General features: G+C 33.0%; 20 protein-coding genes and 4 pseudogenes. 19 read left to right on the forward strand and 5 right to left on the reverse strand.

Annotated elements, in window-relative coordinates:
- Nucleotides 1-404 precede the first annotated feature (404 nt).
- The 3 genes and pseudogenes from Xish_RS19430 to Xish_RS17865 all read right to left on the reverse strand — a co-directional run.
- Nucleotides 405-515, reverse strand: a pseudogene (locus tag Xish_RS19430) (transposase); the annotation flags it as partial.
- A gap of 17 nt (nucleotides 516-532) precedes the next feature.
- On the reverse strand, nucleotides 533-874 hold the full coding sequence (locus tag Xish_RS17860; RefSeq protein ID WP_099119171.1) for a hypothetical protein: 342 nt from the start codon (nucleotides 872-874) through the stop codon (nucleotides 533-535).
- Nucleotides 875-1017: 143 nt separating this feature from the next.
- Nucleotides 1018-1923, reverse strand: a complete 906-nt coding sequence (locus Xish_RS17865; protein ID WP_099119172.1) for a replication initiation protein — start codon at nucleotides 1921-1923, stop codon at nucleotides 1018-1020.
- Between the two features lie 909 nt (nucleotides 1924-2832).
- Between Xish_RS17865 and Xish_RS17875 the strand changes: the two genes are divergently transcribed.
- The 16 genes and pseudogenes from Xish_RS17875 to Xish_RS17945 all read left to right on the forward strand — a co-directional run bounded on the left by Xish_RS17875 (nucleotide 2833) and on the right by Xish_RS17945 (nucleotide 10994).
- Entirely contained in the window at nucleotides 2833-3348 is a 516-nt protein-coding gene (locus Xish_RS17875; RefSeq protein WP_099119174.1) for a J domain-containing protein, read from the forward strand.
- A gap of 98 nt (nucleotides 3349-3446) precedes the next feature.
- The gene (locus Xish_RS17880; RefSeq protein WP_099119175.1) at nucleotides 3447-4007 is read left to right on the forward strand and encodes a hypothetical protein; all 561 of its coding nucleotides are present in this window, start codon (nucleotides 3447-3449) and stop codon (nucleotides 4005-4007) included.
- 316 nt (nucleotides 4008-4323) lie between these two features.
- Nucleotides 4324-4578 carry a helix-turn-helix domain-containing protein gene (locus Xish_RS17890; RefSeq protein ID WP_244186235.1) on the forward strand — a complete coding sequence of 85 codons (255 nt, stop codon included), beginning with the start codon at nucleotides 4324-4326 and terminating at the stop codon, nucleotides 4576-4578.
- A 334-nt stretch (nucleotides 4579-4912) separates the two neighbouring features.
- Nucleotides 4913-5182 carry a CCDC90 family protein gene (locus tag Xish_RS17895; protein ID WP_099119178.1) on the forward strand — a complete coding sequence of 90 codons (270 nt, stop codon included), beginning with the start codon at nucleotides 4913-4915 and terminating at the stop codon, nucleotides 5180-5182.
- 43 nt (nucleotides 5183-5225) lie between these two features.
- Nucleotides 5226-5513 (forward strand): transcriptional regulator, encoded by a 288-nt coding sequence (locus Xish_RS17900; protein ID WP_099119179.1) that lies wholly within the window; start codon nucleotides 5226-5228, stop codon nucleotides 5511-5513.
- Nucleotides 5514-5855: 342 nt separating this feature from the next.
- Nucleotides 5856-6110, forward strand: a complete 255-nt coding sequence (locus Xish_RS17905) for a hypothetical protein (protein ID WP_099119180.1) — start codon at nucleotides 5856-5858, stop codon at nucleotides 6108-6110.
- A 58-nt stretch (nucleotides 6111-6168) separates the two neighbouring features.
- Nucleotides 6169-6405: a hypothetical protein gene (locus Xish_RS18440; RefSeq protein ID WP_141554008.1), complete on the forward strand. Its 237-nt coding sequence runs from the start codon at nucleotides 6169-6171 to the stop codon at nucleotides 6403-6405.
- A 73-nt stretch (nucleotides 6406-6478) separates the two neighbouring features.
- On the forward strand, nucleotides 6479-7261 hold the full coding sequence (locus tag Xish_RS17910) for a ParB/RepB/Spo0J family partition protein (protein WP_099119181.1): 783 nt from the start codon (nucleotides 6479-6481) through the stop codon (nucleotides 7259-7261).
- A 56-nt stretch (nucleotides 7262-7317) separates the two neighbouring features.
- Nucleotides 7318-7602 (forward strand): hypothetical protein, encoded by a 285-nt coding sequence (locus Xish_RS17915; RefSeq protein ID WP_099119182.1) that lies wholly within the window; start codon nucleotides 7318-7320, stop codon nucleotides 7600-7602.
- Nucleotides 7603-8249: 647 nt separating this feature from the next.
- Entirely contained in the window at nucleotides 8250-8504 is a 255-nt protein-coding gene (locus Xish_RS17920) for a hypothetical protein (RefSeq protein WP_099119183.1), read from the forward strand.
- 57 nt (nucleotides 8505-8561) lie between these two features.
- Nucleotides 8562-8711 carry a hypothetical protein gene (locus tag Xish_RS18720; RefSeq protein ID WP_167383301.1) on the forward strand — a complete coding sequence of 50 codons (150 nt, stop codon included), beginning with the start codon at nucleotides 8562-8564 and terminating at the stop codon, nucleotides 8709-8711.
- A 126-nt stretch (nucleotides 8712-8837) separates the two neighbouring features.
- Nucleotides 8838-9107 carry a hypothetical protein gene (locus Xish_RS17925; protein WP_099119184.1) on the forward strand — a complete coding sequence of 90 codons (270 nt, stop codon included), beginning with the start codon at nucleotides 8838-8840 and terminating at the stop codon, nucleotides 9105-9107.
- Between the two features lie 400 nt (nucleotides 9108-9507).
- Nucleotides 9508-9702: pseudogene (locus Xish_RS17930) on the forward strand (type II toxin-antitoxin system RelE/ParE family toxin); the annotation flags it as partial.
- Nucleotides 9699-9977: a helix-turn-helix domain-containing protein gene (locus tag Xish_RS17935; RefSeq protein WP_099119186.1), complete on the forward strand. Its 279-nt coding sequence runs from the start codon at nucleotides 9699-9701 to the stop codon at nucleotides 9975-9977. The pseudogene Xish_RS17930 and the gene Xish_RS17935, both read left to right, overlap by 4 nt.
- A gap of 178 nt (nucleotides 9978-10155) precedes the next feature.
- Nucleotides 10156-10560: a hypothetical protein gene (locus Xish_RS17940; RefSeq protein WP_099119187.1), complete on the forward strand. Its 405-nt coding sequence runs from the start codon at nucleotides 10156-10158 to the stop codon at nucleotides 10558-10560.
- Between the two features lie 83 nt (nucleotides 10561-10643).
- Complete coding sequence (locus Xish_RS17945) at nucleotides 10644-10994, forward strand: SPFH domain-containing protein (protein ID WP_099119188.1); 351 nt, start codon at nucleotides 10644-10646, stop codon at nucleotides 10992-10994.
- Between the two features lie 328 nt (nucleotides 10995-11322).
- Here the strand turns inward: Xish_RS17945 and Xish_RS19265 are convergent.
- Both Xish_RS19265 and Xish_RS17955 read right to left on the reverse strand, forming a co-directional pair.
- Nucleotides 11323-11436, reverse strand: a pseudogene (locus Xish_RS19265) (IS1 family transposase); the annotation flags it as partial.
- Nucleotides 11437-11510: 74 nt separating this feature from the next.
- On the reverse strand, nucleotides 11511-11879 hold the full coding sequence (locus Xish_RS17955) for a helix-turn-helix domain-containing protein (protein WP_167383302.1): 369 nt from the start codon (nucleotides 11877-11879) through the stop codon (nucleotides 11511-11513).
- Nucleotides 11880-12135: 256 nt separating this feature from the next.
- Here Xish_RS17955 and Xish_RS17960 point away from each other — a divergent pair, with 256 nt between their 5' ends.
- The 3 genes and pseudogenes from Xish_RS17960 to Xish_RS17970 form a co-directional block, all read left to right on the forward strand.
- Nucleotides 12136-12465: a hypothetical protein gene (locus tag Xish_RS17960; RefSeq protein ID WP_099119190.1), complete on the forward strand. Its 330-nt coding sequence runs from the start codon at nucleotides 12136-12138 to the stop codon at nucleotides 12463-12465.
- Between the two features lie 115 nt (nucleotides 12466-12580).
- Nucleotides 12581-12700, forward strand: coding sequence for a type II toxin-antitoxin system YoeB family toxin (locus Xish_RS17965; RefSeq protein WP_099119191.1), 120 nt, complete (start codon nucleotides 12581-12583; stop codon nucleotides 12698-12700).
- 143 nt (nucleotides 12701-12843) lie between these two features.
- A pseudogene (locus Xish_RS17970) lies at nucleotides 12844-12987 on the forward strand (IS1 family transposase); the annotation flags it as partial.
- Nucleotides 12988-13139: the final 152 nt, after the last annotated feature.

Here is a 13139-nt window from a genome sequence, read left to right on the forward strand (position 1 = left end):
TTATCTGAGAATCCTGCTTGAGATACATTAATTTTTCTTTTCCGCCATAACATCATTTGGTTTGCAGCCTGCTGTGCTTCTTCAAAAGAAGACTAATACAAGAGCCTGTTATCACGTTTTGGGGGGAAACTAGACCAGCGTCCGTTAGTATTTAAGTAGCGTTCTGTCTCTCTGCCTAATGTTTATCTTTCTAGCTCCATGCTCTTATGAGCAGAAGGGGATAACATATAAATTTGATACATAAAACAATTTCCTTGTTATAAATTTCGAATGAATTTATCGAGGGAATGGGTAACCCCCCAATATGGAGTAAAATTAGAATATCATTTCATGGTATAGCAGAATCATCATAATATGACATATTAAATATGCTCCGTAAATAACTCATCAACTGAACATCTTTTTTGCCTCCTGATCGCTTTTGCTCCTCCCCATTTGTGTTCTATTGGGTTCAAATCCGGACTATAAGCGGGAAGCCATTCCAGTTGACATCTGCTGTCTGCTATCGCTTGTGTCGTATCATTCCATTTATCTATAATCTTGGAAGTTCGAAAAATTCATTGATGGACAGCTTCTTGTCAAGTCGTGGTTGACGCCATTCCTTAAAGGCTTTTTTGCGTTCGGCAACCTTCACATCTTCTACCGAAAACACGTTATATTTACCTTGCTTTTTAGGTTTTCCCAGCCATTGCCTGATTGCCCAATCAGTCCAGAGTCGATCCGTTTTCAGGCGGGTTACAGTGATCCACTTTTTAGACCACTGTTCAAACTGGCGGAGGCGTTTCTGATAACGCAATTCCTTCTGATCCCTGAGCCAGTCACTATCCACGACAAACTTACTGTAACCTATGAAATCACCAGGTACTTTACTCATGATTGCTTACCTTTCATCTTCATTCAAGTCTCTGTTCAACCCCGTCTCCAGCGCTTCAATACTCGGTAGTGTATTTTTAATTGTTGTTCTAGTCGAAAAAATAAATCATATCAATTGTTTGATTTATGCACCAGTAGTTACAATTATTCTGAGGGAAATTCTTCATCAAACATCTTAATAAATCCAGCCTCCTCTTTACTTAAAGAATCAATGTCAATATTATTTTCAATTCCTTTGCCAGAGAAAACATCTTCATTTATAAGGAATTCAAAAACAATATTACTTACTTTTCTTCCACTTCTTGTTTCTGTGAATTCTAAAAAAGAAATTTCTGTTTTCTTCTTTATTTCAGCAACGGATTTTTTTAAAATATCTCTTTTAAAAATCGGAAAATCTGGATATTTATATTCAATATCACCATTAGGAAGAATTTTATAAACAGCAAGCTCATCTTTAAGATTTATCAATGATATTGAAAATTTATTTTTCCTTTTAAAACTAGAATAGTTTTTCCTCACTAATTGATATAAAGCAGATGAATATTGATTACTAAGTCTCATACTAGACATTAGTAATTGTGTTGTGAATTTATACTTTTCTCCTAATAAACTAGAGATGTATGGTTCAATGGTTCTTGAAAAACGTAATTCTAAATATCCCTCATTATTGAAATAGGCACAATAATCAGTTATCGATAAATCAATTTGGGATGGTTTATTTTTGGCAGAATATGGAAGCCCAAGATCTTCTGCTAAGGAAACAATATCATTTCCATTAAGTGATAAACTACTAGCACTCAATAATTTAGCACCTTCTTTTAGTTGTCGGTAAGCAAGTGTTACTGATATATCAGCAATAGCCGCAAAATCATCTGCTCTGATTTTAAATATTCGTCCATTTTCTATCGGGTTTCTACTATCAATGGGCGCTAATGCCATGTATACGACTCTTTTAGCGGGCAAAGGCAATTGAGCCAAAGTTTGATTTAGCTCGTTACGATGCCTAATCTTTGTTTTTTGAGTAATATTCATAGCACTTTTAAGTTTCATATTTGACCTTTTATAACGATAAGCTTAGCAGTAAAAACATGAGTGTAAAATTTAATTTATCATGTTTTACGAACCAAGCACTCATGTTTAGAGCTAGATCACATTCACATCTAAGTTTAATTGTTTCATACCTCATTGAGTTAATCAGTACATTATCTACAAACAACAAAAAGTCTGTTAATAAGCCGAACTAAGTACTCATGTTTAGTGAACCAAGCACTCATATTTAACGAACTAAGTACTCATGTTTAGTGAACCAAGCACTCATATTTAACGAACTAAGTACTCATGTTTGACGAACTAAACACTCATGTTTGTCTTAAAAAAGACATATATATTAATGCATTGAATGTAGTTCAAGCTTTCAAGTTTCTAATAAAAAAAAGCTTTATAAGTATCTAATCACATATCACTGTGGATAAATGTCGCCAGTCTGATAAAAAAGCCGGTTTTAACGGTCATTTCTTAAACTTATTTCAAACTGATCGAATTTAAACCAAAGTGTGACCGTGCTAAATGCGACTTCTGATGCTATTACGCTTCCTCGCTTTCTCTGTTCGTTCCTCGTCGCTTTGCTCCTACGGTACGCCTCAGAAAAAGACTGCGGCGAGCGTTGCGGATTACTGCAAAACCATTTTTATTTTTTTAAGCTCACAAATCGCATTGTAAGGAATATTTATGTTTTCACTGGGATTTCATTCAATACACTGATAAAACCGCTTAGAAGTCGTTTCACTTCGTTTTATGCCATTTCCCATTAGCATCATTGTCTCCTCTCAATAACTCTCAAAAATAAGGCTTATTCAGAAATAACGCTTGATTACTCCTTAAATAAGGAGTATATTATCTGTATCCTAACAAGGGAAAACATAAAAAAATCATAACAGCCGAACGGCGAGGAATTACAAAATGAACTTTCAAGAAGCATTAAACGTTTTTGGTTTATCTGGTGAATTAACTGAAATAGACGTTAAACAAGCCTACAAAAAATCGGCGTTAAAATATCATCCTGACCGCAATTCCATTGGTGCAGAAATGATGAAAGCCGTTAATCACGCTTATAATTTTCTGATGAAAAACATTGATAGAATCAATGAATGGCAAAGTACTGATCCAAGCTCACAATACAATTATGGTGAGAAACTGGAAAGCGTATTAACTGCATTAATCACGATGGAGGGAGTGTTTTTTGAGGTTACAGGTAATTGGATTTGGATCAGTGGCAACACTAAACCCCATAAGGAAGAACTTAAGAATATAGGTTGTAAATGGGCGCGTAAAAAGAAATTGTGGAATTACCATCCTGAAGAGCATAAATGTCTTGGAAATCGCAGAGAGCACAGCATGGATGAAATCCGTGAAAAGTACGGTACATCAGGGTTACAGAAGTCAAAAGGAAGACTACAAGTTGAAAATAGGGCTTAATAAAAGGGGCAATAGCCCCTTATACATTGACATTATGTCATGAGGGCAATAGGTATATCCTATAATCATGAATAACAGCCGAGCGGCTAGAGGATAAAATGAGTAAAATAAAAACATTCTTTGAGCAGTATGAGCCTACTTGTGAAAGTATTTGTAGAATATTAGGTAATGATTGGCGAGTGAACAAAATTAAATCATGGTATCACTGCATTTATTTAACTTCACCAAAGTATAAAGATTATTCAGTTTGTGTCAGGAAAGAAAAAGATCGTTTAATCATTCACGGTTCAATTGATACCAGTTTGTTTAGTACTGCTGATCATCAATGCACAGTTTCAGATAAACGAAAACCCGAACAGATAGCAAGAGATATCACCCGAAAAATTTTAAATCATCTTGATGAAGAAATTCAAGAATACAAAAAAAATATTGAAGAGTATGAGATCGAAAAAGAGAAGGAGCGGATTCTAAAAGGGATGATTTCAAGGTTTGGTTCGTTGACACCACATTATAACGCTTTTACAGGTTTTAATACGGTGAATAAAATTTATGGTTTTGTTGAAAAATACTCACGTAGGCGTGATGATTATAATCTAAAAATTAAAAATCTAACAACTGACCAACTGATAAAAATCATTGGATTTATAACAACACTTTGATTATAAAGCCTTTAACATTCGTTAAAGGCTTAAAGAGGTTATATGAAGCAAATATACATGACGAGATCAGGAGGGAGCGTTAGAAGTATACTTACGGTATACAGCGATGGAACAAAATTTAAGTTGCATTATCTTATTCTAGGCCGAACTAATCCAACAAAAGCAGAGAAAGCAAAAGGCGTAAAAAGTCAGCGATTCGAAATATTAAATAATGAGTTTTTATTTGATAGTGTAAATGATATCAATTTCATTATGTTACCCGTTCAGAAACTCACTAACCGATTTAAAAATGAATATCTATACAGGAATAAAAAAGATGAAATTTGATAAAAGTATCCTTACCCCAAAAAAATTAATTGAATTACGAGATGCCACTAATCTGACAGGTCAAGAAATAGCCGATGCCCTCGGTATATCTTTAAAATCTTGGCAAAACAAAATATCTGTCAATGATAACTCTAACAGTGGAAAATTGAAAAAATTGGAATACGAATTTCTCTTATTACTCTCCGATAAACATCCTGATTATGTTTTGGTTAAACGCGATAAAAAAAATGATTTTTATCAATAATTTTTCTGATAATTAATTCTTATGTAATTGATTAAATCGTGCTTTCTTATCGTACAATATTTTTCGTTTCCCAAACCAATCTTGATGAAATGTTAATCACAATAACTGTGGATAACCTTGTGATCATGACAGAGAAAAACAGTGCTAATGGTTGTTTATTGAGTTAGTATTTAATTTGTATGATATTTGAACAACGCATAACTATGTTAAATGTCATAATAATGGTTTAAAAGGTGTGTAAAAAACTTGCTCGTTAGCCCCTTTGGTGTTAATATTGTAGTCAATAAACAGGTAGCTGATAGTCAGCAGCCTATCAACCCCAAGAGGATGAAAAATGACAACCATCACTATGAATACACATAACGCGATTAAATCTCTGAAAGCATCTGGTATGGATGAGGCGCAAGCTGAGAAAATTGTAGAAATCATTGCAGATTTGCAGAATGTGAGCGCGGCGACAAAAGAGGATTTAAAGCAGACTGAAAATAATCTAAAAGCTGATCTGGTAGCCATTAAAAGCGATATGGATTGGCTGAAAAAATTGATCGTCACTGTTGGGATTGCGGTTGTCATTGCAGCCATTAAATATATTTTTATAGGTTGATTCATGTATGGGGCATATTGCCCCACATTTAAACGGAAGATATATGCGTCTAATTAAAAATTACATACCGCCTTCAACAAATGATTTAGCTGATCTGAAATTTAGATTGCAGTTTACAGGGCAGAAAATGGCTGAATTAGCGGGAGTATCTAATAGTAACCAATGGCGAAAATATACAGGCGGTGAAAAACCGAGAGAGCTTAATTTGCACATTTTATTTTTTATTGCGGCGCAATTGGTACTGGATGATGAAAATTTATCCCGTATTTTAAATGAAATGAACAGGCTAGGCGCAGAGTTTGATAGATTGAGCATTGAAGATAAATTATGATTGCGAAGTAATCAATGAAAAAATAAAATCCGAATTTAATTTTTCAGATTATCAAAAAGATCGGATCTAGAAGTTTTATAATGTGTCTTCAAATGTTGAAGATGGTTTTTATAAAGAATCTGAACTAAAAAAACTAATAAAAAGTGATAGTATTTATAGTAATATAAAAAGTTAGGTAATAATATTGTGTTCTCGTCTCTGCACTGCATGACTAATCTAGTGGTAAAAAAGTGATAAAGAAATAGTAAAATACATTGATCTTATGCCCGATTTCGGGCATAATGATTTTATCGAAATGGGGATAATTCCCTACCACTGGCGCCAATAGGCGGGAGAGTTAAAATGTCAGTATTGAAAAATAAATCAATTGATATTCCTGTAAGTCTAATTGATACATTATTTGTGAATTTTAAGAATATTGAATTTACTTTTTTTTCGATTTTGACCTTTGCAAAAAGTGATGAGATTGATGAATGGAAACAAGCATTAAATTCACTTTTGAATGATAATGCGTTTATTTTAGTACGTGAAGGAACTCTGTCAGACATATATAGACTTAACGATTCACATTCTGCAATTAAACGACTTATTATATAAGTCTATTATTAGAATGGATAATCAGGCAGGGATACTGCCTGATATTAGGAGACAATAAGTGATTAATCCAAAAGATGTACACCCAAAAGATCTAGTATTTTTTCAACGCTCTTTATCGCGTTCCGATCAGGATATGGCTGATATGTTGGGAATTAGTGCGAAAACGTGGATAAACAAACGTTCATCAACGTCTAGAGCAATAAGAAAGCAGTTGTTAAGCCCTGCCGAATGCGAGTATTTTATGCTATTAACAGGTAATCATTCCCAATATTATTTAACTAAAAATAATAAATGATCTAATTAAAATATTTTTAATTAAATTATTTTGGATTTTCTACCACTAAACGCCAATTGGCGGGAGTTTAAAAATGACAGACAAAAAAGCAACTTCATTAGATCAATTGTCACGCATTGATAAAGAAGCGGTAAGATCAAGAAAAACATTAATGCTTGATCTTAATTTACTTGAGTTACCAAAAAATCTAAATATTCGCTATGCAGGTCTTGGTTTTGATGAATACTGGGCGCAACCTCATGTAAAAGAATATGTATCAAAACTGGCTCGTGACTACGCAGAAGGTGATATTTTTCCGCCTATTGTTGTGAGTTTTAACCCTGAAACACAGAAAGCGATTATCATTGATGGTGCGCATCGATACTTAGCTATTAAAGAAGCCAATGAAAATTTAGGCGCTGAGATTGTTCGCCATGCGGTTACTGATTCGAAAGGCGATGAGGCCAAAAACATTTTATTGATGATAAACACAGGCCAACGGCTAGATGTCAGCGCTGTTGAAATTGCTGAAGGTTTAGCACGATTAGATGTTTTCGGGTTTTCAGTAGAAGAAATTGCACAAAAAGTGGGTAAAACCGTTCAATATGTTTACTACATGAGAAGAGTGAACGGCTTGTCGCTTGAAACAAAAAAATTGATACGGCAAAAAAAACTAACTGTTGCTAAAGCCTTGCAAGGTGATACGCCTAAAAAGTATTCACCTCCGAGAAAGACGATTACAAAAATTCTTGATATTGTGGCAGAGGCACAACCTGAAATTGATGGTGATTCGGTAAACGTATCTATTCCAATAGAGCTGTATAAACAGTTATTTGCACCTGAAATTGACTTGATAAATGACATTGTAAGTGACTGATATAGCATATAAAAGAGTGACTTGTGTTCAGGTCGCTCTACTTAAAAGGTAAACCTATGGATTCAAGTTATCAGCCCATCTATAGACGATTAAAGGGGAATACATTTAGTGAGGGATTTTCGATTTTTTATAATGGTGAAAAATATAAACTAGTCTTTCAAAAATTTAAACGGGATCAAGTTTCAAAATCAGATAAGAAAAAAGGGATAAAACCTAAGCGAAAACTACTGATGGAAAGTAATTTTTTTTTTACTACATTAGAAAATATAGAGTTCTCACAATTACCCTGTAAGACGTTATCAAAAGAATTTTGCGAAAAATTTAACATTATTTGGAAGTGAAAACAATGTTAATAAATATACAAGGCGTGAAATGAGACGTAAAAAATTTGGTATAAAAAGTAAATTAATTCATACTGATATAAAATTATCGAATTTTCTGGATAAGGAGGATGAACACAATCAGATTATTATTACAAGTATAATGTTTGCGTTTTTTCTGTTTGAATATTATTATATTTTACAATGTTTGTTTTTGGTGATGGTTTAGGAAGATAAAATGAAAAAATCAATACAGGGAAGGATGTTTTTGTATATGGGTTTATGAAAAAGGGAAGAAAGAAAAGCCATTATTTATTTTAAAACTAGGCTTATTGTTTTTATCTGAATCTGAATCTGAATCTGAATTTAATTTTTCAGATTATCAAAAAGATCGGATTTAGAAGTTTAATAATGCATCTTCAAATATTGAAGATGGTTTTTATAAAGAATCTGAACTAAAAAAAATAATAAAAAGTGATAGTATTTATAGTAATATAAAAAGTTAGGTAATAATATTGTGTTCTCTGCACTGCATGACTAACCTAGTGGTAAAAAAGTGATAAAGAAATAGTAAAATATATTGATCTTATGCCCGATTTCGGGCATAATGATTTTATCGATACGGGGATAATTCCCTACCACTGGCGCCAATAGGCGAGAGAGTTAAAATGTCAGTATTGAAAAATAAATCAATCGTTATTCCTGTAAGTCTAATTGATACATTATTTGTGAATTTTAAGAATGTTGAATTTACTTTTTTTTCGATTTTGACCTTTGCAAAAAGTGATGAGATTGATGAATGGAAACAAGCATTAAATTCACTTTTGAATGATAATGCGTTTATTTTAGTACGTGAAGGAACTCTGTCAGACATATATAGACTTAACGATTCACATTCTGCTATTAAACGGTTTATTATATAAGTCTATTATTAGAATGGAAAATCAGGCAGGGAACTGCCTGATTTTAGGAGGTAATAAGTGATTAACCCAAAAGATTTAGTATTTTTTCAACGTTATTTATCGCGTTCCGATCAGGATATGGCTGATATGTTGGGGATTAGTGCGAAAACGTGGGTAAATAAGCGTTCATCCATGACTAAATCAATAAGAAAGCAGTTAAATTGTTAAATTTAATTACAACCCTATAAATTGTAACACAGCAAGATTTTCGTATTGGTGTTTGTGATTAACGCTAGTCCACTTTTTAGTGGGCTATGATATATTTAAAAAAACGAATCATAAGGTTAATAAAACATGAAATTAAAATTATTTGTAACATTAATATTGTTTTTTTTTACAAAAGAAACTTTAGCGGATAATAACACATACTTGATCTTGAAAAATTCACTATCATATGGGTTTGCAAATATTTCCGTTACTGAAATTTCTGATCTCCCCACTTGCGAAATTTTAAGAATTAAATTATTGAAAAGTGAAAAAAAATTAAAAGCAATATGTTTGACTATTACAGATGAAGAGAAAGAAAACCAAGATAAATTTATGAAAAATAAAAATCGGGATTAGGTGTTGGCAATCCACGTCTGATGAGTAAGTATTAAATACTTAGAGTAAGAAAAGGCTAAAAAAAATGGGAATGTTTGATGAGGTGCGGGCAATCAATATTTCGCACAAAAATTTTTATCAGAGTCATAGAAACTACATTTTCCAGACAAAAGATCTGAAATGTGATGGATCGGAATACTGTGTATTCAATGGCGATCTGTATCAAGAAGTAGACAACAAATAGAACTGGGACACCAACGGCATTTTGCCAAAATCGGCAAAATGTCGCCTGTACTGCGCTAACTGTCCAAATAAATTTGTCCAGTAAGCTTCGCAGAGCCGCGTAGCGTCTCTGTCCTGTCGGATAACAAGTGATGTTTAAAACGAATTAATACCCTCGCTTTATCTTTCTTTTGTCTCCGAACCCCATACAAAAGCGCTAGGCGAAGGGCTTTTCGAGTTGAGAACGATGGGTACAGATATTGCGAGAGGTATTTGGGTTTATCAATCAGGCCGTAAGATAGTTATCTTGCGGGTATTTATTAAAAAATCGCAAAAGACCCCACAGTCTGAGATAGAGTTAGCTAAGAGTCGATTAAAGGAGATTCTTAAATGAAATTGAAAACACATAAAGCGTTAGCGGATAAATGGATGAACGATCCAGAATTCAGAGCGGCTTTAGAAGAAGAAAACAGAAAAGAACGGTTACAAGAAACCTTGCAACAATGGCGCGCATATAAAGGGTTAACCCCTCAAGAGCTGGCTAGAATTATGGGTGTTAATGTCTCTACCGTTAGCCGTATGGAATCGAATGTAGATAAGGCCAGTATCAGCACATTAGCGCGTTATGCAAAGGCGTGTGGTGTTGAAAATCCCATTATTGCGTTATAGAAAATTTGAAAGGGCTTAATAAAGCCCTTTTTTATTGAGTTGTTTTAATTTTATATTTTAAATCGAGTATTCAGTAAATAATGCTTGCTAACTCCTTAAATAAGGAGTGTATTATCACCATACCAACACAGGAAAACCCTAAATAAACCTATAACAGCCGAACGGCTAGGAGTTAAATATGAATATGGCGGAAGTTTTGGCAAAAAAATATAAAAATAAATGTTCTGAATTGTTATTAAAGGCAAGGTTTTTTAAAAACAAAAAATCACTGCATGATGAATTTATCAAACGCTCATGGAAAGCAAGGCAGGAATACCAGTTATGGGAGAGTAAATACATGGAGTTAACATCATATGAAAAACTTTATGCATTTATTGAATATCATTATTTATCAAGAAAGTTTAAATCTGATAGTGATTACACCAAAGGTCGTGAGAAAAGAATCGTTGATTCATATATGGAAAGTCTGAAAAAAGAAGGTGAGGCATTTATAACGCGCCATGAAAGTATAACGGGAAAAAATATTTATTTTTATGCAGATCTGAGTATAAAAACTGAAAATAGGTTCAATCAAGCTATATAAAGATGTGATACACATTTTTAATCTAATAGAAGGCGGGGAATCCCCGCTGTAGATTAAGTTGAATAAATTGTAGGGAGATCAATATGTCAGTATTTGATTACGAAGTTCGTGGCTCAGATAAGGAGAGAGAAGACCGCTTGTCTCGTCAAAATATGGAGAAAGACAGACAGCAAGTAAAATTAAATTTTTTAATTTTAAAAAAAGAAAAATTCATTCAAGATTTTATGTTTATAATGAATGAATGGAAAAAAATAGATATCATGGAAAATGACATTTGGGAAGAAAGCTTGCGCTCCAACCTTGATTATGATTTTTATAAAAAAATGACAAAAGCAGCTATAGGTAGGCGTCAATTGGTTAAGGAGTTAATTGTTAAATTTAATTATAGACCTATAAGTTGTAACCCGAAAATGTTTTCATATTGGTATTTGTGACCCCACATTTAGTGCAATGCTAAAAATCACAAAAGCACTGGGGTTAAAACTTCATTTTACAGGGGCGTAATGCCCCATTTTTGTAAATGGCATTAAGATAAAATTTAGTAGAAAATAAATAATTGCTATTTTTTTATAAATTGAAAATGGTATAATAGTTATCGTAAATAAAAAACAATCTTTCTAAGGGGTAATTGTTATGGAAAAGCTAATGCATCGTGAACATATGATTATCAAAAAAACTAGTTGATTCTATATTATCTAACAAAGATTTAGCTATTTGCGTACGTGACGAAGAATATGTTTCAGTAAAAACTACGAGAAACAAAGAAAAAATATTATCAGCAATGAAAGCCCCTATCACTTTAGCGTGTATAGAGTAACCTATCGTTTTGCGATTCAGTCCTTTGATTCGAATACGATGAGTTAAATTCGTTCTCTCTTATCACTAAAAATCAGGAAGTTTACTACAATTAACCATTTAATACATGACCCGCAGTTTTTTATTTAATCAGGTTATAAAAAATTACTTTTTATAAAATTAATTTCATTTTGTATATTTTTTAATGCTTTTTCATACTTCTGATTTTTTTCTACGATTGTTGCAATAATCATATCATGATCAATTTCACTGCAATTATTTTTATATGAATTCAACAACTTTTCAGCAGTATTGTCTTCTTTAATGTAGAAATAGTACTCTGGAACGTCCAAAATTATTGCAATTTGACATATCAATTCATAAGTGGGACATATTTCGCCCCGTTCATATCGGCCAATTTTTTTTCGAGCCATCTCTGGATCAGTGATCCCTAACCGTTGTCCTAAAGTTTGTTGTGACAATCCCTTGATTTTTCTTGCTGTTCTTAGCCGTTGTGGTTTCATAAGTCTAGACCTATCATTCATTTTGTTCTTGACTATTTTTTACCATCGTCCCACAATAAGTATCAGACCCATAAAGTGACTCATGAGTCATAAAGTGAGTCTTTTGAGTGCATTTTCCTAAACCTAAAATTGTTTTCCATCAGGGGAAATTTAATTTAGTACGGTTATTATAAACCATATTTTTCCCTTATATAGCTATCCGATTATGCCCCATTTTTTTGGGGTTTTTTTTGAAAATTCTAGTGGAGTTAAGATAATGATAGAAGAGATAGGCACTATTAGTATTCTAGATATTAAAAATAAACTCATAAATTTAAATTGGGGAAACAATGAGACCGACGAGATAGAGATAAATGTTGATGAGATTAGGGTTTTGAGTGAAAATATTTATAATATTATTGAATCTTATTCAAATAATCTTCGTACTGGTATTGGTATGGCATGTATATATTTATTATTAACTGAATTTCGGAGTGATGTTGATGATGTGAGTCTTACGTTTACTAAATATAATGTCACTGCGATTTTTTTAATGGATAAATTTCTGATAAATGCAAATTTCAATATGCTTAACGTTATAAATTAAATCGAGTTAACTAAATCAGAGGAGATACACGCTAAAGTGATAGGGGCTTTCATTGAGCGTGAGTACTATTTTTTGATATTAAATCTAATCACTTAACACATGACAAGATAAAAAGATGGTTAAACGCATTAATGATTTGATAAAAGATATTAAAAGAGATCCTTTTCACGGCATAGGTAAACCAGAGTCATTAAAACATAATTTAACGCGATGCTCGACTTTTAGGGTGAGTTGAAATGACATAGGAAGACATTACGCTTCCTCGCCCGTTCGCTCCCTACGGTCGGTCACTTGGCTGTGGCGAGCGTTATGGTTTAAGGGGAATGTATTTAAGGCGTTGTTCTTCATCTATAATGCTTATTTTGCGAGATAACATGCATGGCCACAGTAGAAGTAAAATGTCGATTTTGTCACCAGACGAAGGACGTTAAAAAACATGGTATTGGAAAAGGTGTGCACCAACGTTATCGTTGTTTATCCTGTCATCGTACTTTCCAGCTCGATTATTCTTATCGGGCTTGTCTGGGCTAAATATTGACAGCCCCAAATACAAGCTAATGGACTCTCGTTTAAATGCTGTGAAAGAAGCATTAAGGAGATTGCATGTACATTCAGTGTGAGTAATTTGTTACTATTCAATTATTTTCTGTTAAAATCTGTTATGTTAGTTTTTA

Origin of the sequence: Xenorhabdus ishibashii, from assembly GCF_002632755.1 — a bacterium.
Lineage (GTDB): Bacteria > Pseudomonadota > Gammaproteobacteria > Enterobacterales > Enterobacteriaceae > Xenorhabdus > Xenorhabdus ishibashii.

Coding starts and splice junctions, on each gene's coding strand:
- Xish_RS17860 (WP_099119171.1), bottom strand. CDS start 874: ATGAGTAAAGTACCTGGTGATTTCATAGGTTACAGTAAGTTTGTCGTG.
- Xish_RS17865 (WP_099119172.1), bottom strand. CDS start 1,923: ATGAAACTTAAAAGTGCTATGAATATTACTCAAAAAACAAAGATTAGG.
- Xish_RS17875 (WP_099119174.1), top strand. CDS start 2,833: ATGAACTTTCAAGAAGCATTAAACGTTTTTGGTTTATCTGGTGAATTA.
- Xish_RS17880 (WP_099119175.1), top strand. CDS start 3,447: ATGAGTAAAATAAAAACATTCTTTGAGCAGTATGAGCCTACTTGTGAA.
- Xish_RS17890 (WP_244186235.1), top strand. CDS start 4,324: ATGAAATTTGATAAAAGTATCCTTACCCCAAAAAAATTAATTGAATTA.
- Xish_RS17895 (WP_099119178.1), top strand. CDS start 4,913: ATGACAACCATCACTATGAATACACATAACGCGATTAAATCTCTGAAA.
- Xish_RS17900 (WP_099119179.1), top strand. CDS start 5,226: ATGCGTCTAATTAAAAATTACATACCGCCTTCAACAAATGATTTAGCT.
- Xish_RS17905 (WP_099119180.1), top strand. CDS start 5,856: ATGTCAGTATTGAAAAATAAATCAATTGATATTCCTGTAAGTCTAATT.
- Xish_RS17910 (WP_099119181.1), top strand. CDS start 6,479: ATGACAGACAAAAAAGCAACTTCATTAGATCAATTGTCACGCATTGAT.
- Xish_RS17915 (WP_099119182.1), top strand. CDS start 7,318: ATGGATTCAAGTTATCAGCCCATCTATAGACGATTAAAGGGGAATACA.
- Xish_RS17920 (WP_099119183.1), top strand. CDS start 8,250: ATGTCAGTATTGAAAAATAAATCAATCGTTATTCCTGTAAGTCTAATT.
- Xish_RS17925 (WP_099119184.1), top strand. CDS start 8,838: ATGAAATTAAAATTATTTGTAACATTAATATTGTTTTTTTTTACAAAA.
- Xish_RS17935 (WP_099119186.1), top strand. CDS start 9,699: ATGAAATTGAAAACACATAAAGCGTTAGCGGATAAATGGATGAACGAT.
- Xish_RS17940 (WP_099119187.1), top strand. CDS start 10,156: ATGAATATGGCGGAAGTTTTGGCAAAAAAATATAAAAATAAATGTTCT.
- Xish_RS17945 (WP_099119188.1), top strand. CDS start 10,644: ATGTCAGTATTTGATTACGAAGTTCGTGGCTCAGATAAGGAGAGAGAA.
- Xish_RS17955 (WP_167383302.1), bottom strand. CDS start 11,879: ATGAAACCACAACGGCTAAGAACAGCAAGAAAAATCAAGGGATTGTCA.
- Xish_RS17960 (WP_099119190.1), top strand. CDS start 12,136: ATGATAGAAGAGATAGGCACTATTAGTATTCTAGATATTAAAAATAAA.
- Xish_RS17965 (WP_099119191.1), top strand. CDS start 12,581: ATGGTTAAACGCATTAATGATTTGATAAAAGATATTAAAAGAGATCCT.